The organism is Rhizobium sp. CRRU65, assembly GCF_048551595.1.
In the GTDB taxonomy this organism is placed as follows: Bacteria; Pseudomonadota; Alphaproteobacteria; order Rhizobiales; family Rhizobiaceae; genus Rhizobium; species Rhizobium leguminosarum_J.
This window is the reverse complement of the sequence record NZ_JBLYZH010000003.1, coordinates 186,329-204,052: the sequence shown is the minus strand read 5'-3', so window position 1 is coordinate 204,052 and position 17,724 is coordinate 186,329. Positions and strand designations below refer to the sequence as shown.

At 60.2% G+C, this 17,724-nt stretch carries 20 protein-coding genes and 1 pseudogene; 9 read left to right on the top strand and 12 right to left on the bottom strand.

The window, feature by feature from the left end; genetic code table 11:
* The first annotated feature begins 676 nt into the window (after positions 1-676).
* The 3 genes from ACM5SV_RS07275 (at position 677) to ACM5SV_RS07265 (ending at position 1,469) form a co-directional block, all read left to right on the top strand.
* Positions 677-832 carry a DUF3309 family protein gene (locus ACM5SV_RS07275; protein ID WP_007632343.1) on the top strand — a complete coding sequence of 52 codons (156 nt, stop codon included), beginning with the start codon at positions 677-679 and terminating at the stop codon, positions 830-832.
* A gap of 27 nt (positions 833-859) precedes the next feature.
* Positions 860-1,117 carry a YMGG-like glycine zipper-containing protein gene (locus ACM5SV_RS07270; RefSeq protein WP_003589657.1) on the top strand — a complete coding sequence of 86 codons (258 nt, stop codon included), beginning with the start codon at positions 860-862 and terminating at the stop codon, positions 1,115-1,117.
* Between the two features lie 193 nt (positions 1,118-1,310).
* Entirely contained in the window at positions 1,311-1,469 is a 159-nt protein-coding gene (locus ACM5SV_RS07265; RefSeq protein WP_017995504.1) for a hypothetical protein, read from the top strand.
* A 149-nt stretch (positions 1,470-1,618) separates the two neighbouring features.
* Here ACM5SV_RS07265 and ACM5SV_RS07260 read toward each other — a convergent pair whose 3' ends face one another.
* Entirely contained in the window at positions 1,619-2,344 is a 726-nt protein-coding gene (locus ACM5SV_RS07260) for a beta-ketoacyl-ACP reductase (RefSeq protein WP_222016833.1), read from the bottom strand.
* A gap of 67 nt (positions 2,345-2,411) precedes the next feature.
* A complete protein-coding gene (locus ACM5SV_RS07255) occupies positions 2,412-3,593 on the bottom strand; it encodes an acetyl-CoA C-acetyltransferase (RefSeq protein ID WP_419425169.1) in 1,182 nt (393 codons plus the stop codon).
* Positions 3,594-3,831: 238 nt separating this feature from the next.
* Between ACM5SV_RS07255 and phaR the strand changes: the two genes are divergently transcribed.
* Positions 3,832-4,404 (top strand): polyhydroxyalkanoate synthesis repressor PhaR, encoded by a 573-nt coding sequence (phaR, locus tag ACM5SV_RS07250; RefSeq protein WP_033181948.1) that lies wholly within the window; start codon positions 3,832-3,834, stop codon positions 4,402-4,404.
* Here phaR and ACM5SV_RS07245 read toward each other — a convergent pair.
* The 5 genes from ACM5SV_RS07245 to mtgA all read right to left on the bottom strand — a co-directional run bounded on the left by ACM5SV_RS07245 (position 4,399) and on the right by mtgA (position 7,560).
* Complete coding sequence (locus ACM5SV_RS07245; RefSeq protein WP_062939893.1) at positions 4,399-4,806, bottom strand: hypothetical protein; 408 nt, start codon at positions 4,804-4,806, stop codon at positions 4,399-4,401. The two genes, phaR and ACM5SV_RS07245, sit on opposite strands and share 6 nt — an antisense overlap.
* Positions 4,807-4,951: 145 nt before the next feature.
* Positions 4,952-5,137, bottom strand: coding sequence for a 50S ribosomal protein L32 (rpmF, locus tag ACM5SV_RS07240; RefSeq protein WP_003543812.1), 186 nt, complete (start codon positions 5,135-5,137; stop codon positions 4,952-4,954).
* A gap of 155 nt (positions 5,138-5,292) precedes the next feature.
* Entirely contained in the window at positions 5,293-5,940 is a 648-nt protein-coding gene (locus ACM5SV_RS07235; protein WP_222016837.1) for a glutathione S-transferase family protein, read from the bottom strand.
* A 13-nt stretch (positions 5,941-5,953) separates the two neighbouring features.
* Positions 5,954-6,676, bottom strand: coding sequence for a DUF1868 domain-containing protein (locus ACM5SV_RS07230; protein WP_017995508.1), 723 nt, complete (start codon positions 6,674-6,676; stop codon positions 5,954-5,956).
* 146 nt (positions 6,677-6,822) lie between these two features.
* Positions 6,823-7,560, bottom strand: a complete 738-nt coding sequence (gene mtgA / locus ACM5SV_RS07225; protein WP_033181950.1) for a monofunctional biosynthetic peptidoglycan transglycosylase — start codon at positions 7,558-7,560, stop codon at positions 6,823-6,825.
* Positions 7,561-7,695: 135 nt separating this feature from the next.
* Here mtgA and ACM5SV_RS07220 point away from each other — a divergent pair, with 135 nt between their 5' ends.
* The gene (locus ACM5SV_RS07220; RefSeq protein ID WP_012759443.1) at positions 7,696-8,610 is read left to right on the top strand and encodes a polyprenyl synthetase family protein; all 915 of its coding nucleotides are present in this window, start codon (positions 7,696-7,698) and stop codon (positions 8,608-8,610) included.
* A 9-nt stretch (positions 8,611-8,619) separates the two neighbouring features.
* On the opposite strand, the gene hisC is transcribed toward ACM5SV_RS07220, so the two are convergent.
* The 4 genes from hisC to ACM5SV_RS07200 all read right to left on the bottom strand — a co-directional run bounded on the left by hisC (position 8,620) and on the right by ACM5SV_RS07200 (position 13,178).
* Entirely contained in the window at positions 8,620-9,681 is a 1,062-nt protein-coding gene (gene hisC / locus ACM5SV_RS07215; protein ID WP_222016839.1) for a histidinol-phosphate transaminase, read from the bottom strand.
* Positions 9,682-9,697: 16 nt separating this feature from the next.
* The gene (ispG, locus tag ACM5SV_RS07210; RefSeq protein WP_222016842.1) at positions 9,698-10,948 is read right to left on the bottom strand and encodes a flavodoxin-dependent (E)-4-hydroxy-3-methylbut-2-enyl-diphosphate synthase; all 1,251 of its coding nucleotides are present in this window, start codon (positions 10,946-10,948) and stop codon (positions 9,698-9,700) included.
* A gap of 199 nt (positions 10,949-11,147) precedes the next feature.
* Positions 11,148-12,338 (bottom strand): MFS transporter, encoded by a 1,191-nt coding sequence (locus ACM5SV_RS07205; protein WP_017995513.1) that lies wholly within the window; start codon positions 12,336-12,338, stop codon positions 11,148-11,150.
* 63 nt (positions 12,339-12,401) lie between these two features.
* Entirely contained in the window at positions 12,402-13,178 is a 777-nt protein-coding gene (locus tag ACM5SV_RS07200; protein WP_033181951.1) for a DeoR/GlpR family DNA-binding transcription regulator, read from the bottom strand.
* Between the two features lie 130 nt (positions 13,179-13,308).
* Between ACM5SV_RS07200 and ACM5SV_RS07195 the strand changes: the two are divergent.
* The 4 genes and pseudogenes from ACM5SV_RS07195 (at position 13,309) to ACM5SV_RS07180 (ending at position 16,836) form a co-directional block, all read left to right on the top strand.
* Positions 13,309-14,258, top strand: a pseudogene (locus tag ACM5SV_RS07195) (DMT family transporter).
* 152 nt (positions 14,259-14,410) lie between these two features.
* Positions 14,411-15,184, top strand: a complete 774-nt coding sequence (locus ACM5SV_RS07190; protein ID WP_017995516.1) for an amino acid ABC transporter substrate-binding protein — start codon at positions 14,411-14,413, stop codon at positions 15,182-15,184.
* Positions 15,185-15,397: 213 nt separating this feature from the next.
* Positions 15,398-16,078, top strand: a complete 681-nt coding sequence (locus tag ACM5SV_RS07185) for an amino acid ABC transporter permease (RefSeq protein WP_012759450.1) — start codon at positions 15,398-15,400, stop codon at positions 16,076-16,078.
* The gene (locus tag ACM5SV_RS07180) at positions 16,075-16,836 is read left to right on the top strand and encodes an amino acid ABC transporter ATP-binding protein (RefSeq protein ID WP_017995517.1); all 762 of its coding nucleotides are present in this window, start codon (positions 16,075-16,077) and stop codon (positions 16,834-16,836) included. Before ACM5SV_RS07185 ends, ACM5SV_RS07180 begins: the two co-directional genes overlap by 4 nt.
* Positions 16,837-16,993: 157 nt before the next feature.
* Here ACM5SV_RS07180 and ACM5SV_RS07175 read toward each other — a convergent pair whose 3' ends face one another.
* A complete protein-coding gene (locus ACM5SV_RS07175; RefSeq protein WP_222016844.1) occupies positions 16,994-17,566 on the bottom strand; it encodes an NADPH-dependent FMN reductase in 573 nt (190 codons plus the stop codon).
* Between the last annotated feature and the right edge of the window lie 158 nt (positions 17,567-17,724).

Here is a 17,724-nt window from a genome sequence, read left to right as displayed (position 1 = left end):
AGTCCTGCGGAACGCCCGAATTTCCGATTCGGAACAGCGCAAGAACGAATCAGCGACGAATCGATGACTCTCGCTGATTCAGCTTTTGTTCACGGCTAAGTATTGATTTTGAATCACTTTTTCCCACTAGATGCTGAATCGCGAGACTCTCTCCTGTTCGCATTTTCGCTATCGTGAGTCCGCAATTCCCGCCCGATCTTGGATCGGCGAAAATCCGCCCGAAATTAACCTCTCGACCAAAGCCGGAACGAATCGGAGACGAATCGTTGACTCCGCCGTTTTCGCCTTTCGTTCACGGCCACATCTGGTAGCGCTATCAGGCCCCGGCACTAGACGCGGATCAGCGGCAGGGCCCTTCGTCCCGCTCCGCCGCACCAAAATTAATCTTTTGGGAGCCGGATTCAGACGGCGTTAAGTCGGGACGGCCAATTGTGGCGCGCCGATCAAAAACGGAACGAATCGCTGACGAATCGGCGACATCGCGATTTTCCCGCTTTGTTCACCGCAACATATTGTATTTAAATGTCTTTTTAACCATAGCGGCAATTTTCGGAAATGACGGAAATTAAACCGTGAATCAGGCTTCGTCACATTTCCAGAGCTTAACCGGGAACAAAAATCGCCAATACGTGTTTCTAGTCCATCCAAATTGCGGATGAAATGAAGGAAACACACCATGCTTGGCACGATACTACTTGTTATCCTCATTCTGCTCTTGATCGGAGCCTTGCCGAATTGGGGTTATAGCCGTGGCTGGGGCTATGGACCTTCTGGCGGTTTGGGGCTAGTTCTCGTGATTATCATTATCCTTGTACTAATGGGCCGCGTCTAAAGGCCAACTAACCTGGGGAGTTACGACATGATGAAGAAGATTGTTCTTATTGGTGCGCTCGTCGGCGCGCTCGCATCCTGCACAGCGACCGAGCAAGGCACGGCGATCGGCGCCGGCACCGGCGCGGTTATCGGCGGTGTCGTCACCAACAGCTGGGGTGGTGCCGCCGTCGGCGCCGTTGCCGGCGGTCTGACTGGCGCTCTGATCGGCCAGTCGGTCGAACGCCGCGGCTACTGCGTCTATCGCGACCGCTACGGTCGCCGCTATGAGGCTCGTTGCCGCTGATCGGCACAAGCATATCGGACTCCCAACGGGCGCTTCGGCGCCCGTTTTCTTTGTCGGTCCTATCCGTCAACGAGACGTTGACAATCGGTTGCTAAAGTCAAGTCTAGCGCCGCCCAACAGGCAGGCACATATTTCCTTCACGAGCGCAATGAGCAGGCCGAGCCGCCCGGCGCACCGGAAAAGGAACGCTTCCATGATCCAGATTTTGCTGAATTCCTTCGTCGCCGTTCTCATCGTGTCGGCTTTCCTGACGACCGCAATATCAGCCCTCAGCACCGATGCTCTTTCGCCGCGCAAAGTGCCGGCCAGAGTTCGGCCACAGCGACGTCCGAACACAGACCGTCGCTCTTGATCTTCCCGAAACAGCGCCACTAAACCGGCCACAAGATCGCGCCAGCATCACACAGAGAAGACACGCCATAAACAGCGATGGCGCGATCCTGCCGGACGCGCCATCGCTTTGAATCTAAATTCCTACTGTCGACGTGAAAACAGAAATGCCTAGGCGAAGAACTGTCCGCCATTGGCCGTCAGCGTCGAACCGGTGATGAAGCCGGCATCGTCGGAGACGAGGAAGGTGACGCAGCGCGCGATCTCTTCCGGTTCGCCGAGCCGACCGACGGGGATCTGCGGAATGATACGTTCGTTCAGCACCTTCTCCGGCACGGCAAGCACCATTTCCGTTCCGATGTAACCGGGGCAAATGGCGTTGACGGTGATGTTCTTGTTCGCCCCCTCCTGAGCCAGCGCCTTGGTAAAACCGAGATCGCCCGCCTTGGCCGCCGAATAATTCACCTGGCCCATCTGGCCCTTCTGCCCGTTGATCGACGAGATATTGACGATACGGCCGAAGTTGCGGTCGCGCATACCGGTCCAGACCTGATGCGTCATGTTGAACAGGCCGGTGAGGTTGGTATTGATCACCTCGTGCCACTGCTGCTGCGTCATCTTGTGGAACATCGCGTCGCGGGTGATGCCGGCATTGTTGACGAGGATTTCGACAGGCCCGATCTCGCTTTCGATCCTGGCAATTCCCTCGCCGCAGGCGAGGTAATCCGAAACATCCCATTTGAACACCGGAACGCCGGTGACATCATGGAAGGCTTTGGCCTTCTCGTCGTTGCCGGCATAGCTGGCCGCGACCCTGTATCCGGCATTTTTCAGTGCCATGGATATTGCCGCGCCGATGCCGCGTGTACCCCCAGTGACCACAGCCACTCTGCTCATGCTCCGCTCCCCTTTTGTTTTTCGCCCCGCCGCGTGGCGGGATCTTCAATCATGGATCGTATGCTATTTAAAGCGCTTCAAAGCACATGGCCACACCCATGCCACCCCCGATGCAAAGCGTGGCCAGTCCCTTCTTTGCGCCGCGGCGCTTCATTTCGAACAACAGGGTGTTGAGAACGCGCGCGCCGGAGGCGCCAATCGGATGGCCGATCGCGATTGCCCCGCCGTTGACGTTGACGATCGACGGATCCCATCCAAGATCCTTGGTGACGGCGCAGGCTTGCGCCGCGAAGGCCTCGTTGGCTTCGACGAGATCAAGATCGTTCACCGACCAGCCGGCCTTCTCGAGCGCCTTGCGCGAAGCCGGGATCGGTCCGGTGCCCATGATCTGAGGATCGACACCCGCCGTTGCCCAGGAAACGATGCGAGCGAGCGGCTGGATGCCGCGCCGGACTGCCTCCGCCTCGCTCATCAGCACCGCCACGGCGGCACCGTCGTTGAGGCCGGATGCGTTCGCGGCGGTCACCGTGCCGTCCTTGTCGAAGGCCGGGCGCAGCTTCCCCATCGCCTCTATCGTCGCGCCGTGACGGATATATTCGTCGGCATCGACCGTAACGTCGCCCTTACGTGTCTTGATGACGTAGGGGATGATCTCATCGACAAAGCGACCGGCCTTCTGCGCTGCCTCTGCCTTGTTCTGCGAACTGACGGCGAATTGATCCTGGTCGTCGCGCGAAAGCTGCCACTGGCGCGCAACATTCTCGGCGGTGATGCCCATGTGGTAGCCGTGGAAAGCGTCGGTCAAGCCGTCCCTGATCATCGTGTCGATCATCTTCATGTCGCCCATCTTGACGCCGCCGCGCAAGTGCGCGGTATGTGGGGCCATCGACATGGATTCCTGGCCGCCGGCAACGATGATCTTGGCGTCGCCGGTGGCGATCTGCTGCATGCCGAGCGCGACGGCGCGCAAGCCCGAGCCGCAGAGCTGGTTGACGCCCCAGGCTGTCGCTTCCTGCGGAATGCCGGCCTTCATCGCCGCCTGGCGGGCCGGGTTCTGGCCCTCGCCGGCGGCAAGCACCTGACCAAGGATCACCTCATCCACCTCCCCGGCATCGACGCCGGCACGCTCAAGCGCGCCCTTGATGACGGCCGCCCCGAGCTCATGCGCGAGGACCGTCGCGAAAGCACCGTTGAAGGCGCCGACTGCTGTTCGCCCTGCACTGGCGATGACGATGGATGGATTGCTCATGGGGACGCTCCTCGTTTTCGTCTCACTTACATAAGTGGAAACTGGCAAAGCTTGGAGCACAAGTCAAACGCGAAGACCGGCCGCCGTCATTTTTCGGCAAAGCCTGTCAAAGCCCGATTCATCTGCTCTGTTAAAGGTTTGCCGCATCGCACAAAGAGATTGTCACCGGCCTTCTTTTGCGTTTACAGTCTCAAGTGGAGGAATATCCATAAATCAGACGGGGGTTCAGGAGACTGATATGGCGAAGCATGAGGGTCAGATCGTTATCAAGAAATACGCCAATCGCCGCCTATACAACACAGGCACCAGCACCTACGTGACGCTGGAAGACCTGGCGGAGATGGTGAAGAAGGGCGAAGAATTTAACGTACAAGATGCAAAAAGCGGAGATGACATCACCCATTCGGTGCTGACCCAGATCATCTTCGAACAGGAATCGAAGACCGGCAACACATTGCTTCCGATCTCCTTCCTGCGCCAGCTCATTACCTATTACGGCGATCAGATGCAGATGGTCGTGCCGAGCTTTCTCGAACATTCGATGCGCTCCTTCACGGAACAACAGGTCCAGATGCGCGAGCAAGTAAACCGCGCCTTCGGCGAAACGCCGCTCGGCAAGAACCTGCAGTTGCCGATGCAGATGGTCGAGGACCATGTTCGCCGCAACACCGAGCTGTTTCAGCAGGCGATGCAGATGTTCTCGCCCTTCATGACGCCGCCTGCCAAGGAAAGCCGCAAGGCCGAGGCCAAGGATATCGACGAGCTGAAGGAACAGCTCCGCGCCCTTCAGAACAAACTCGACAACCTATAGTCCGATCGAGACATCCCGCCCGGCGCTTCGGATCGACACGGCAAAACCGCCGATGACATCGATCAGAGCGATCGTCATCAAAATGAAGAAGACCTGCGTCGCAGCATCCCGGACGAGCAGAAACTCGACCAGGAAAGCGATGAACACCAGCATTGACAGCATGTGGTTGACGAGATTGCCGGGACCGGTTCTGGTCGCTTTGAGGATTTCGAAGAACAGCACGACAAGTGCGATGACGATAAAAAGGTCGCCGAGCGCCATGCTCCAGATCGCGCCCGAGATCATCGACAGCACGATGATATCATGTTGCAGTGCTGGAATGCCGCCATTGCCCATCAGGCCCAGCATCGCAAGATTGTAAAGAACAAACGGGATAATCATCAGGGGCATGGCGGCTATCATCAGCAATCTCCCAGTGCATCATGGGACAATACTGCCGCAAACCCTTGCCCCACCGCAAGTCATTGCAAATATTATATTGTCGAAATGCAAAAGGCCGGCGTGACGCCGGCCTTGAAACTTCGATCGGACAAGCCGGATCGGGAAATTATGCGCTTTCCTTCGGCGTCAGAACCTGGCGTCCGCGATACATACCGGTCTTCAGATCGATATGATGCGGGCGGCGCAGTTCGCCGGAATTCTTGTCTTCGACGTAGGTCGGAGCCTTCAGGGCGTCTGCCGAACGGCGCATACCGCGCTTGGACGGGCTTGTTTTTCTCTTCGGTACAGCCATTTCTCTTACTCCACTTGCGGGCAAAACATTCCCACGGCCACACGGGCGGCCGAAACGGACATGTCGCGATTTCGGAATTTGGCGCGCTTATACATGCAAGGGGTGACCTTGACCAGTCCCCATGCGTATTTTTTGCAAAGCCAATGATTCCAGGCTCAGACTTCGTCTTCCGGCACGATCCAAGGCTCAGCGCGGGCCGCCTCTTCCCATTTCCGCCAGGCCGGATGCGCCTTCATGGTCTCCATATAGGCCAGCGTATCATTTTGGCTGACGAGATCATAGATTTCGAACCGGTTGACGACAGGCGCAAACATCGCATCCGCCCCGCTGAACGCGCCAAACAGAAACGGTCCGCCGGATTGCTGCAGGAGGTCGCGCCAGATCGTCTCGATGCGGCTGATATCGGCGTCGACACCATCCGGCAACGCGATCTTGCCCTTCGGCCGGCGGATATTCATCGGGCAGGCACCGCGCAGCGCCCGGAAGCCCGAAAGCATTTCCATCGAAACCGAACGGGCGAGCGCCCGCTCGGCGCGATCCCTCGGCAGAAGGCCGGCGTCCGGATAAAGCTCAGCGACATATTCGATGATCGCCAGCGATTCCCAGATCTTCAATGCACCTTGCTGCAGAAGTGGTACTCGCCCGGTCGGTGAGACCGCCTTTATATCGGGATTGCCACCAGGATAGTCGAAGGGGATCAGGACTTCCTCGAAATCGACGCCGGCGCCCGTCAGCGCCATCCACGGCCGGAACGACCAGGAAGAATAGTTCTTGTTGGCGATGTAGAGCGTCGGTCTATCCATGGGCTTCTCCCGTTCATGCCTCGAAATCGAAGATCAACAATTCGTGGAAATGGTTCATGTCCTCGAACACGCAGAATGCCGGCGGGGTCAGCTCGAAAACAGGGGCCTTGCGGCGGACATCGTCGGCGACGTTGTCGAGCATTGCCTGCCAGCGCGGCAAGGCTTCGTCTTCCAACCGTTCGATCGCATAGGCGAAGGTCATGTGGAACTTATAGTCCTCATGGTTCGGCTGGCGATAGCCCAGAAGCTCGGCCAGCGCATTGCGCCAGGCGCGCATGACCTTGCGGTCTCTCTCCGTCGCCCCGTCGACGAGCAGGCCCGACGGGCGAGCTTCGACGATGGCGACCTTGAAGGGATCGGCCATCGAGAAACCTTCGAGCAGGGCCGCCATCAGCGCTATCATGTCGTCGATCGGCGTATCGAGAGGTAGATCGCCCGGCCAGCAATCCTGGCGGCGCCTGGTCTCGATGACACCTTCGAAAAGTGTCATGTGAATGCTTGATATCGGCGTGAAGAGGAACTGCGGGGCTTCGGGCATCGCCAGATATTTCTCACGCGCCTCGATCAGCACCGCCTGCGTTTGCGAACCCTTCTCGATATGGCAAACGATGGTGTTGCCGGCTTCCGGCAGAAAGCCGCCGACCTTGCGATAACGGCTGCCGAGATGGGCGGGCGGGGTTGGATTGTGCCTCTTCGAATAAAAGAGAAGCTCGGGCGAAAATGTCGTGATGGTCATGGGCGACTCGGGGGCTCTGGTTGGACTGCATTCGCCCATATGGCAGAACCAAGAATGCCAGATGACACTTGCCACGTCTCGAGCACGATACCGAAAAGTGTGAGCGGTTTTCGGACGAGATCCTGTTCTAACGATAAGTTCTGATCTCAATCATAGATGCACCTGATGTAATCGCCCGAACCTTGTGCGCGTCTCTCGATCACGCCGGCGAGCCGGCGAAGACCTCGTCCGGGCTTGCCGGCATTGCGGTCGATGGGGTTCGGCAGCGAGACGGCCAGCAGCGATGCCTGGCGCCGCGTCAGCTTCGAGGCCGGCACCTTGAAATGATGCTGGGCCGCCGCCTCGATGCCGTAGATGCCGGGACCCCATTCGGCGATATTGAGATAGATTTCCATCAGCCGCCGTTTCGACAGGACAAAATCCGTGCTCACCGCGAGCGGAAGTTCCAGCGCCTTGCGCACGAAGGAGCGGCCGTTCCAGAGGAAGAGGTTTTTCGCCGTCTGCATCGGAATGGTGCTGCCGCCACGTGTCGCCTGACCTTTCAGCGTATCCTCGACCAGCATGCGCATTTCCGCCCAGTCGACACCGCCGTGAAAGCAATATTGCCCGTCCTCCGACATCATCACCGACTGCACCACAACCGGGGCAATGTTATCAAGCGACACCCATTGCCTGTCGTAACCCCGCAGCAGCACGAGATCGCGCAGCATCAGCGTCGAGACGGGATGAATGAAAGGCAGCAGATAGAAAAAGATCAGCGCATAGGGAAGAATCAGCAAGACCAGCACGGCCAGAATAATGCGTTTCAACACACGCCCGTCTCCGAACCATCGCCGACGAGCCGGCATGTCGACGCTGTCCTCTCTCTCCGGCGCTATATCCAATGTCCCCAGTCCGATTTCGCTCCTGTCGTTCTCATAACGCCTGCGCAGAGCTTATGCCAGAGTGCGCGGCGAATCTTGCTGCCGCCATCGACAATTCCGTTGCAAGCCCGGGGGCGCTCATGCCAAACAGCGCCCATGGACGCGAACCGGGACACTTTCGAGACGAGGCTGAAGAACAACGCCCGCGACATCGAGGCGCTGCTCGACGCATTGCTTTCACCGAGTGCCCTTTCCGATGAAATCGCCAGGCCCGAGACGCTGCGCGATGCCATGCATTATGCCGTGCTGAACGGCGGCAAGCGGCTGCGCCCGTTTCTCGTCGTCGAAAGTGCAGCCCTGCTCGGCGGCGACGCCGAGGCGGCACTTCGCGTCGGCGCCGCCCTCGAATGCGTCCACTGCTATTCCCTCGTGCATGACGATCTGCCGGCCATGGACGATGACGACCTGCGCCGCGGCAAACCAACGGTACATATCAAGTTCGACGAAGCGACGGCGATCCTCGCCGGCGACAGCCTGCTGACCTACGCCTTCGACATCATCGCCGCGCCGGAAACGACCCTTGCCGATACGAGCAAGGCATCGCTGGTGCTGGCCCTTGCCCGCGCAGCCGGTCTCGGCGGCATGGCCGGCGGCCAGGCGCTCGACCTCGCGGCGGAAAAGCAGGCCCCCGACGAGGCCGGCATCATCCGCCTGCAGGCGATGAAAACAGGCGCGCTGATCCGCTTCGCCTGTGAAGCCGGCGCCGTCATCGCGGCAAGCCGGCCGGAGGATCGCCGTCGCCTGCGCGCCTTCGGCGAAAAGATCGGCCTTGCCTTCCAACTGGCCGACGACATTCTCGACCTGACCTCGGATGCGGCGACCATGGGCAAGGCGACCGGCAAGGATGCGGCCCGCGGCAAGGGAACGCTTGTGGCCCTGCGCGGCATGGAATGGGCCGAAGCCCAGCTCCGCGAGCATGTCCGCGATGCAGAGGCGTTGCTTGCCCCCTACGGCCCCCGTGCCTCGACCCTCATTGCTGCGGCGCATTTCATCGCCGACCGGAAGAGCTGAAGCGGCAGGTCAGGCTGTCAGTATCTCCTTGAGGGCGGAAACCAGACGGGCACACTCCTCGCCCGTGCCGATGCTGATCCGCAGGAAGTCCGAAATACGCGGTTTGGCGAAATGCCGGACGAGAATGCCGCGCTCCCGCAGAGCGGCTTGAAGCGCTGCCCCGGAACGGCTTTGGTGCCTCGCGAAAACGAAGTTCGCCTGGGACGGCAAGACCTCGAAACCCAAAACTTCAAGTTCAGAGTCGAGGCTTTCGCGGCTGGCGATGATGTTCCTCCGGCATGTCTCAAACCACGCCTCGTCCTTGATCGCCGCCGTCGCGGCAAGCTGCGCCAGACGATCGAGCGGATAGGAATTGAAACTGTCCTTGACCCGCTCCAGCGCCTCAATCAGCGGCCGCTGCCCCAGCGCGAAGCCGATGCGCAGACCGGCAAGCGAACGGGACTTCGACAGGGTCTGGATCACCAGTAGGTTGGGATAGGTTGAAACGAGCCCGGCAGCGCTCTCGCCGCCGAAATCGATATAGGCCTCGTCTATGACAACGACCGCATCCGGATGGGCGGCAAGAAGTGCTTCGATACTGGCAAGTGGCAAGCCGATGCCGGTCGGCGCATTCGGATTGGGGATGATGATCGCGCCGCAGGGCCTGTCGTAATCTTCCAGCCCGATCCGAAACCCATCGTCAACAGGCACCTCGATCGCTTCGACGCCGTATAGCAGGCTATAGGTCGAATAGAAGGCGTAGGTCACATCGGGGTAGAGAAGCGGCCGCTCGTGTTTCAGCAGCGCCTGGAACGCATGCGCGAGAACCTCGTCGGAGCCGTTGCCGACGAATATTTCTTCTGCGGTCAGGCCGAAATGGGCCGCGATCGTCTCGCGCAATTCCGCAGCAGTCGGATCGGGATAGAGCCGCAGACGATCGTCCGCCGCATCCCGGATCGCCTCAAGCGCCTTCGGGGACGGACCGTAAGGGCTCTCGTTGGTATTGAGCTTGACCATGTTCGCGATACGGGGCTGCTCGCCCGCGACATAGGGCCGAAGCTTACTGACGATAGGCGACCAGTACCGGCTCATCCGAACTTGCGGGCGCTCATTCCGCCGCCGTCCGCTGGCCGAAACGCTTCTCGATATAGTCGACAACCAGCGCCTCGAAATCGGCGGCGATATTGGCACCGCGCAGAGTCAGCGCCTTCCGGCCGTCGATGAAGACGGGGGCGGCCGGCGTTTCGCCAGTGCCCGGAAGCGAAATGCCGATATCGGCATGTTTGCTTTCGCCCGGCCCGTTGACGATGCAGCCCATGACGGCGACGTTCAGCGCCTCGACCCCAGGATATTTCTCGCGCCAGACAGGCATGTTCTTGCGGATGTCGTTCTGGATATTCTGGGCAAGTTCCTGGAACACCGTCGACGTCGTGCGTCCACAGCCCGGACAGGCCGCAACGACGGGTATGAACTGGCGAAAGCCCATGACCTGCAGGATTTCCTGCGCCACCTGGACTTCGCGCGTGCGGTCGCCGTTCGGCTCCGGCGTCAGCGACACGCGGATCGTATCGCCGATGCCGTGCTGCAGCACGAAGCCCATCGCCGCAGAGGAGGCGACGATGCCCTTGGTGCCCATGCCGGCTTCGGTCAGGCCGAGATGCAGCGCATGATTGGAGCGTTCGGCAAGCATGGAATTGACGGCGATCAGGTCCTGCACCTGGCTGACCTTGGCCGACAGGATGATGCGGTTGCGCGGCAGGCCGATCTCTTCGGCACGGGCTGCCGACAGCAGCGCCGACTGCACGATCGCCTCGCGCGTCACCTGCCGGGCCGAAAGCGGCGATCCGGCTTCGGCGTTCCGGTCCATCAGCGCCGTCAGCAGATCCTGATCGAGCGAGCCCCAGTTGACGCCGATGCGCACCGGCTTGTCATAGCGGATCGCCATCTCGATGATCTCGGCGAACTGCTTGTCCTTCTTGTCCTTGAAGCCGACATTGCCGGGGTTGATGCGGTATTTCGCCAGCGCTTCGGCGCAATCCGGATGATCGGCGAGCAGCTTGTGGCCGATATAGTGGAAGTCGCCGATCAAAGGCACGTCCATGCCGAGGCGCAGAAGCCGCTCGCGGATCTTCGGCACGGCGGCTGCACTCTCGTCGCGGTCGACGGTAATGCGCACCAGTTCCGAGCCCGCCCGGTGGAGAGCGGCGACCTGCGCGACGGTGGAATCGATATCGGCCGTATCGGTGTTCGTCATGGACTGCACGACGACCGGCGCCCCGCCGCCGACGATGACGCCGCCGACATCGACGGCAACGGAAGCGCGGCGCGGTTTCGGATCAAAATCGGCGGCTGACAACATGGAGAGTTCTTGCACCCCTAAAGCATGTCGCGCAAAAGTGTGCAGCGGTTTTGCGATAACGACATGCGAAAAATAAAAACCTAAAGCGTGAGGAGCAAATCTGAAAGATTGCGACGCGCTTTAGAAACGGTGCTTTTCAGGTGGATCAAGGCCGGCTGCTTGTCAACCGCCCCTGATATCACTTTTGTTGGGAGGCGGCTCAGTGACCGCCTCCGGAGGTCTCATCGGCATAATGGGCCAGGTTGGAGAGCAGCAGAACGACGATGAGCAGCACCGGCAGCGCCATGAAAACGACGGCAAAACCGATATGCTCGGCGACGAAGCCGATCAACGATGGCGCAACCAGCATGCCGGAATAGCCCATGGTCGTGACCACCGAGATGCCGATGCCGGGCTTGAGTCCGGGAATATTGCCCGCCGCCGAGAAAGCGATCGGCACCATGTTGGAAATGCCGATACCGCAAAACGCAAAGCCCAGGATGGCAAGCTCGGCATTGGGCGCCAGGCCGGCAAGCAGCATGCCGACAATGGCAAACAAAGTGCAGATGCGTAGCGTCTTGACGCCGCCCAGGCGGTCGCGCACCAGGTCGCCGGCAAAGCGCATGATTGCCATGGTGGCCGAAAAGGCTGCGAAACCAAGGCCGGAAAGCGCCACGGATGCACCCATTTCCTGCCGGAGATAGAGCGCGCCCCAGTCGAGAACAGCGCCTTCAGGCACCATGCTGAACAGCGCCATCAATCCGAGCAGCCACGGCAGCGGCACCATCGGCAGCTTCGTCTTTTCCTTCTTGGCGTCGGGATGCGGCGGATCCGCAAGGATCATCGGCCAGGCGACGGCAAGGAAGATCGCCGCCAGCACCGTCGCCAGTTGCGCATGGCCGAGAATACCGAGCTTGGAGATCACGATGCCGCCGAGACCTGAGCCGATCAGTCCGCCAAGGCTCCAGAAAGCGTGGCAGGACGACATGATGGCGCGGCGCATGGATTTCTCGACCGAGACCGCATTGGCATTCATCGCCACATCCATTGCACCGATGAAGCCGCCGAACAGGAAGAGCGTGATCGCTCCAGTCAGCACATTTGGCGCCAGCGTCAATGCCAACAGCAACGGTAGCACGCAGACGGCCAGTATCTGAACGACGATACGCGAACCGTGTTTGGCGATCTGTGCACCGGCGATCGGCATCATGACCAGCGAGCCGACGCCGAAAACCAGGATCATCAGCCCAAGCTCGAACTTGGTCAGCGCCAGACGCTCGGCAAAATCAGGGATCTTCGGCGCCCAGCAGCCGACGACAAAACCGTTCATGAGAAAGAGCAGGGAAACCGCCGCTCTGCTTCTGGTAATGAAGCCGCTCCGGGCTCCCGGCGTACTCACATGACTATCCATTTCCGGTCTTTCCTCATTGCCGGGCTTGCTTGGCCCGGTTTCCCTAAACTCTATGACGTCGCCTCAGTTCGTTTTCTCGGCGAGAACAGTCCTGCATCCGCGCTCGCGGTAACGGGCGAGAATGGCCGGATCGGCATCGTGCTCGACGACCAGGCATTCGCAATGCGCAACCGGCAGGATGCTATGGGGGGCAGCGGTGCCGAATTTCTCCGAGGTTGCAGCCACCAACACCCTTTTGCTCCTGGATGTCGCAAACCGCTTGAACTCCGCATCCTCGAAGCCGAACACCGTGATGCCGGCCTCGAGATCGACGCCGCAGGCGCCGAGAATGCAGAGATCGGGCGAAATCTGCTCCATATCCCGCAAGGCCTTGGCGCCGAGCGAGCCGCCCGTCTGCCGATCCACCATCCCGCCGATCAGAATGACGTTGACGGCAGGCTTGTCGATCAGCGCTGCGGCAATCGCCGGCGCATTGGTCGCAGCCGTCAGTGCAAGTTCGACCGGTAATGCGTGGGCAATCGCCAGATTGGTGCTGCCGGCATCGAAGAACACAGTCGAACCGCCGGCAATCTGCTTTGTCGCAGCGCGCGCCAGCGCCTGTTTCCGGTCAGCGGCAAAGCCGATGCGCTGCGTCAGGCTTCCGTGCGCCGGCGAGACCGGCAATGCGCCGCCGTAGACCCGCTCACAGAGCCCTGCCGCCGCCATCTCCCGCAGATCCCGCCGCACCGTATCCTCGGAGACGCCGAATTCGAGCGCAAGCTCCGTCGCCAGCACGCGGCCATTCAGCCGCAGCCTCTCGGAAATCACGCCTTGGCGCTCTCGCAACAGAAAATCCTGCATGTTCCTACCGGATCGAGACCTCACAAACCGAAAACGTGCATAAACGCTTACGATCATGCAGGCAATATGCACGGTCACACGTTTTCTGACGTTCGGAAATAAGCTCCACCACCAGAGCGAATATGCCCTATTGACCGGCCCGGGAGGCGGGAATATCGATTGGTCATTCCCGATTCCCGCCGGCATATCCGCCACCTGGTCCGTTCTCCCCGTGAAAAACTCCGTCAGCCTGGGCATCCTGCTCACGAGCCTCGCCTATATGGCGTTCACCTTCCATGACGCGATCATCAAGATCCTGGCTTCAAGCATTCCCGTCTGGCAGATCCTGTTTTTCCGCAGTCTCACCATCCTCGTCGGTTGTCTCGCCTATGGTCGCGGCAAGCTCGTCCACCAGACGATGACATCGCCGATCATCAAGCCGATGATTGCCCGCAGCATCCTTCTGCTCTGCGCCTGGCTTTCCTACTATTCCGCCGCAAGCCGCCTGCAGCTTGCCGAAGTGACCACGCTCTATTACGCCGCACCTGTTGTCGGCACCTTGCTTGCCTGGTTCATCCTGAAGGAGAAGGTCACGCCGGCGCGTTGGCTGGCGGTCGGCGTCGGCTTCGTCGGCGTCCTCATCGCCTGCAATCCGGTCGGCCTCACCATCTCCTGGCCGGTCTATCTGGCGCTGCAGGCGGCCGTGCTCTGGGCCTCTGCCATGGTGCTGCTGCGCAAGACCTCGCTGCATGAGAAGACGATTATCCAGCTCACCGTTTCCAACGTCTTTTTCCTTGCCATGACCGGCGTTGCGGTGATCTGGACATGGCAGACCCCGATATGACGCAGCTCGCGCTCCTCATCGCCACCGGCATCGTTGCCGGCTGCGCCCAGTTCGCCCTTTTCGAGGGCATGCGTCAGGCGCCCGTCTCCGTGCTTGCGCCATTCGAATACAGCTCTCTCATCTGGGCCTTCCTCTTGGGCTATCTGATCTGGGCCGACATCCCCACGCACAATGTGGTCGTCGGCGCGGCGATGATCCTCGGCGCCGGATTGATCATCATCGTCAGCGAAAAACTGCGCCGGCGCATCACCGCCTGATGCCTGATTCTGCGGGATTCATGGTTCGAGCGGCCGTTTGAGAAAAATATTTGCAGTTGCTGCTTTTATTCGCAGTTTTCTACGCTTCCGGCGCCGTAATTTTCTGCCAACTATCCCCATCCGATAACAACCTCCCAAGGATGGATGAAACAATGAACTGGTTGAAAACCGTCGCCGCCGCCGCCCTCATTCAAGCCGCGGCCCTCCTGCCTGCCCATGCCGGTGAAAACCTCGCCGCCATCAAATCGGCCGGCGTCTTCAAGATCGGCACCGAAGGCACTTATGCGCCCTTCACCTATCATGACGAAAGCGGCAAGCTCGTTGGCTTCGATGTCGAGATCGGCGAAGCGATCGCCGCCAAGCTCGGTGTCAAAGCCGAGTTCGTCGAAGGCAAGTGGGATGGCCTGATCGCCGGCCTCGATGCCAAGCGCTACGATACCGTCATCAACCAGGTCGGCATCACCGAAACCCGCAAGCAGAAATACGATTTCTCCGAGCCTTATATCGCCTCCAAGGCCGTACTGATCGCCCGCGACGGCGACGACAGCATCAAGTCTTTCGCCGACCTGAAGGGCAAGAAGGCCGCCCAGTCGCTGACCAGCAACTTCGGCAAGCTCGCAACCGAAGCCGGTGCCGAGCTCGTCGGCACCGACGGTTTCGATCAGTCGATCCAGCTGGTGCTGACCAAGCGCGCCGACGCCACGATCAACGACAGCCTCTCCTTCCTCGATTTCAAGAAGCACAAGCCGGACGCGCCGGTGAAGATCGTGGCCGAGCAGGAAAACGCCGATTACTCCGGCGTCATCATCCGCAAGAACGAGCCGGAGCTTCTCGCCGAAATCAACAAGGCGCTTGCCGATATCAAGGCCGACGGCACCTATAAGAAGATCGCCGACAAGTATTTCGGCCAGGATGTTTCCAAGTAAGTTCAACTGAAGAAAAGTCCCTTCCCAAACTCCTCCCCACAAGGGGGAGGGGCTTAGCCGGCGGGCCGTCTCATCTTCAAATAAACGTTTCGGCCTGCCGCTCGGTCGCTATTTCGTGTGAGCCGGCACCTGGATAAGTCCCTCCCCCTTGTGGGGAGGGGTGGGGGAGGGGTATTTCGGATATCACGACCCAACTGACGAGAGGCAACTCCCTTGGCGCACTGGCTCCAACTGATGGCGGAATCGCTCCCCTCGCTCCTGTGGGCGGGGCTGATCTTCACCATTCCGCTGACCCTGCTATCCTTCGTCTTTGGCCTGGCCCTCGGGCTCGCCACCGCAATCGCCCGGCTCTTCGGGCCGATGCCGCTTTCGGCCGTCGCGCGCTTCTATGTCTGGGTCATCCGCGGCACGCCGCTGCTGGTGCAGCTCTTCGTGATCTTCTACGGCCTGCCGAGCCTCGGCATCCTGCTCGATGCCTTTCCGGCCGCCCTCATCGGCTTCACGCTGAATATCGGCGCCTACAGCTCCGAGATCATCCGCGCCGTCATTTCTTCGGTGCCGAAGGGCCAATGGGAAGCCGCCTATTCGATCGGCATGAGCTGGCGCCAGGCGATGAGCCGCACCATCCTGCCGCAGGCCGCCCGCGTCGCCGTGCCGCCTTTGTCGAACACCTTCATCTCGCTGGTCAAAGACACCTCGCTTGCCGCCGCCATCACCGTGCCCGAGCTCTTCCAGGCGGCGCAGCGCATCGTCGCCACCACCTACGAGCCGTTGATCCTCTATATCGAGGCGGCGCTGATCTATCTCGTCCTGAGCTCCGTCCTCTCGCAGTTGCAGGTGCGGCTGGAACGCCGCTTCGCGCGTTATGGCGGCATGCTGGAGGCAAATGCATGATCGAGCTTTCCAACATCGAAAAGCGCTTCGGCGACGCCGTCATCCTCAAGGATATCAGCATCCGTATTCCCGAAAGCAGCGTCACCGCGCTGGTCGGGCCTTCGGGCGGCGGCAAGAGCACACTGCTGCGCTGCATCAACCTACTCGAAATTCCGACCGCCGGCTCCATCCGCCTCGGAGAGGAGAAGCTGGCCTTTGCACCGGGCAAACGAACGAGCTGGCCGGCGATCCAGAAGATCCGCCGCCAGACCGGCATGGTCTTCCAGAATTTCCAGCTCTTCCCGCATCAGACCGCGATCGAGAATGTCATGGAAGGCCTGGTGACGGTACTGCGATGGCCGAGGGAAAAGGCCCGCGAGCGTGCGATGGAATTGCTGACCAAGGTCGGCATGACCCACAAGGCCGATGCATGGCCTTCGACGCTGTCGGGCGGCCAGCAGCAGCGCGTCGCGATCGCCCGCGCGCTGGCGCCGTCGCCGCGCGTGCTTCTCTGTGACGAGCCGACATCCGCCCTCGATCCCGAGCTTTCGGCCGAAGTGGTCGATGTACTCGGCAAGCTGGCCAGCGAAGGCACGACGATGGTGATGGCGACCCACGATCTCCGGCTCGCCTCGAAGATCGCCAATGACGTGGTTTTCCTGGAAGCCGGGAGCGTCGTGGAAACGGGCAGCGCCAGAGCGATCTTCAGCGCGCCGGAGCGCGAACGCACCAAACGTTTCATCTCGACGATCAACGCCGCCCATACTTACGATATCTGAGCTAGAGATGATGCCGAAAAGTGTGAGCGGTTTTCGGACGACATCTTGCTCTATTTCTTTGATTTAGATCCGGATGCAGATTTTTAGGCCGACCTGGCCTAAAATCATCCGGATCTAATGCCGGGATGCGAAGATCCCGGCATGGCTGGAACTCCAATCAGGAGGCCGTGACGACGGCACGCGCCGCCTTCAGCGCATTACCCCACCAGATGAGCTGATCGAGCTGGTTCCTCGCCGCTTCGTTGAGATGGGCGTAATCGCTGAGGCTCTTGCCTTCCTTGAGGACGCCGAGATATTCGCCAAGCGCGATATGCACGCCCGTTTTCACCGAAGCCGCCCCCATTTCCACGAAGATCAGGCGAAGATGCTCGACCGCACGTGCGCCGCCAACGCCGCCGTAACCGACGAAACCGACCGGCTTGTGGATGAACTCGCCGAGGTCGATGGCGTTCTTCAAAACCGCAGTCGGCGCGTGATTGTACTCGGCAACTGTGAAAATGAAGCCATCGAATTCACGCAGCTTCTTTTTCCAGCGCTCTGCCGTTTCGCTTTCAGCGGTCGTGGCACGCTGCTCACCGAAAAAATGCATGGGGTAGTCGAGCAGGTCGAGAACCTCGACCTCAATGTCCTGCCGTTCGGCGGCGATAGCGGCAATCCACTTGGCCGGATGCTCGGAAAAACGGCCAATACGCGTGCTGCCGACGATAACGGCAATCTTCAACTTGCTCATTGATATCATTTCCTGATTGGTCTTGGGGGCGGATGGTGGGAGCGCAAGCTTATGAGAAAGCCTCCGCGCCGGGCAAGGCGCGAAGGCTTCGAAAAATCAGCTTTTTGACAGGCCGATCGTACACAATCGAGTGAATGGAGCCCGCTCGAAAAGCCGGC

What these genes read in the sequence shown, in the direction of transcription:
- ACM5SV_RS07260 (WP_222016833.1), bottom strand. Translation starts at nt 2,344, where the DNA reads ATGAGCAGAGTGGCTGTGGTCACTGGGGGTACACGCGGCATCGGCGCG.
- ACM5SV_RS07275 (WP_007632343.1), top strand. Translation starts at nt 677, where the DNA reads ATGCTTGGCACGATACTACTTGTTATCCTCATTCTGCTCTTGATCGGA.
- ACM5SV_RS07180 (WP_017995517.1), top strand. Translation starts at nt 16,075, where the DNA reads ATGATCGAGCTTTCCAACATCGAAAAGCGCTTCGGCGACGCCGTCATC.
- ACM5SV_RS07255 (WP_419425169.1), bottom strand. Translation starts at nt 3,593, where the DNA reads ATGAGCAATCCATCCATCGTCATCGCCAGTGCAGGGCGAACAGCAGTC.
- ACM5SV_RS07245 (WP_062939893.1), bottom strand. Translation starts at nt 4,806, where the DNA reads ATGATAGCCGCCATGCCCCTGATGATTATCCCGTTTGTTCTTTACAAT.
- rpmF (WP_003543812.1), bottom strand. Translation starts at nt 5,137, where the DNA reads ATGGCTGTACCGAAGAGAAAAACAAGCCCGTCCAAGCGCGGTATGCGC.
- ACM5SV_RS07230 (WP_017995508.1), bottom strand. Translation starts at nt 6,676, where the DNA reads ATGACCATCACGACATTTTCGCCCGAGCTTCTCTTTTATTCGAAGAGG.
- ACM5SV_RS07205 (WP_017995513.1), bottom strand. Translation starts at nt 12,338, where the DNA reads ATGGATAGTCATGTGAGTACGCCGGGAGCCCGGAGCGGCTTCATTACC.
- ACM5SV_RS07235 (WP_222016837.1), bottom strand. Translation starts at nt 5,940, where the DNA reads ATGGATAGACCGACGCTCTACATCGCCAACAAGAACTATTCTTCCTGG.
- ACM5SV_RS07175 (WP_222016844.1), bottom strand. Translation starts at nt 17,566, where the DNA reads ATGAGCAAGTTGAAGATTGCCGTTATCGTCGGCAGCACGCGTATTGGC.
- ACM5SV_RS07200 (WP_033181951.1), bottom strand. Translation starts at nt 13,178, where the DNA reads ATGCAGGATTTTCTGTTGCGAGAGCGCCAAGGCGTGATTTCCGAGAGG.
- ispG (WP_222016842.1), bottom strand. Translation starts at nt 10,948, where the DNA reads ATGTTGTCAGCCGCCGATTTTGATCCGAAACCGCGCCGCGCTTCCGTT.
- hisC (WP_222016839.1), bottom strand. Translation starts at nt 9,681, where the DNA reads ATGAGCCGGTACTGGTCGCCTATCGTCAGTAAGCTTCGGCCCTATGTC.
- ACM5SV_RS07265 (WP_017995504.1), top strand. Translation starts at nt 1,311, where the DNA reads ATGATCCAGATTTTGCTGAATTCCTTCGTCGCCGTTCTCATCGTGTCG.
- ACM5SV_RS07190 (WP_017995516.1), top strand. Translation starts at nt 14,411, where the DNA reads ATGAACTGGTTGAAAACCGTCGCCGCCGCCGCCCTCATTCAAGCCGCG.
- phaR (WP_033181948.1), top strand. Translation starts at nt 3,832, where the DNA reads ATGGCGAAGCATGAGGGTCAGATCGTTATCAAGAAATACGCCAATCGC.
- ACM5SV_RS07220 (WP_012759443.1), top strand. Translation starts at nt 7,696, where the DNA reads ATGGACGCGAACCGGGACACTTTCGAGACGAGGCTGAAGAACAACGCC.
- ACM5SV_RS07270 (WP_003589657.1), top strand. Translation starts at nt 860, where the DNA reads ATGATGAAGAAGATTGTTCTTATTGGTGCGCTCGTCGGCGCGCTCGCA.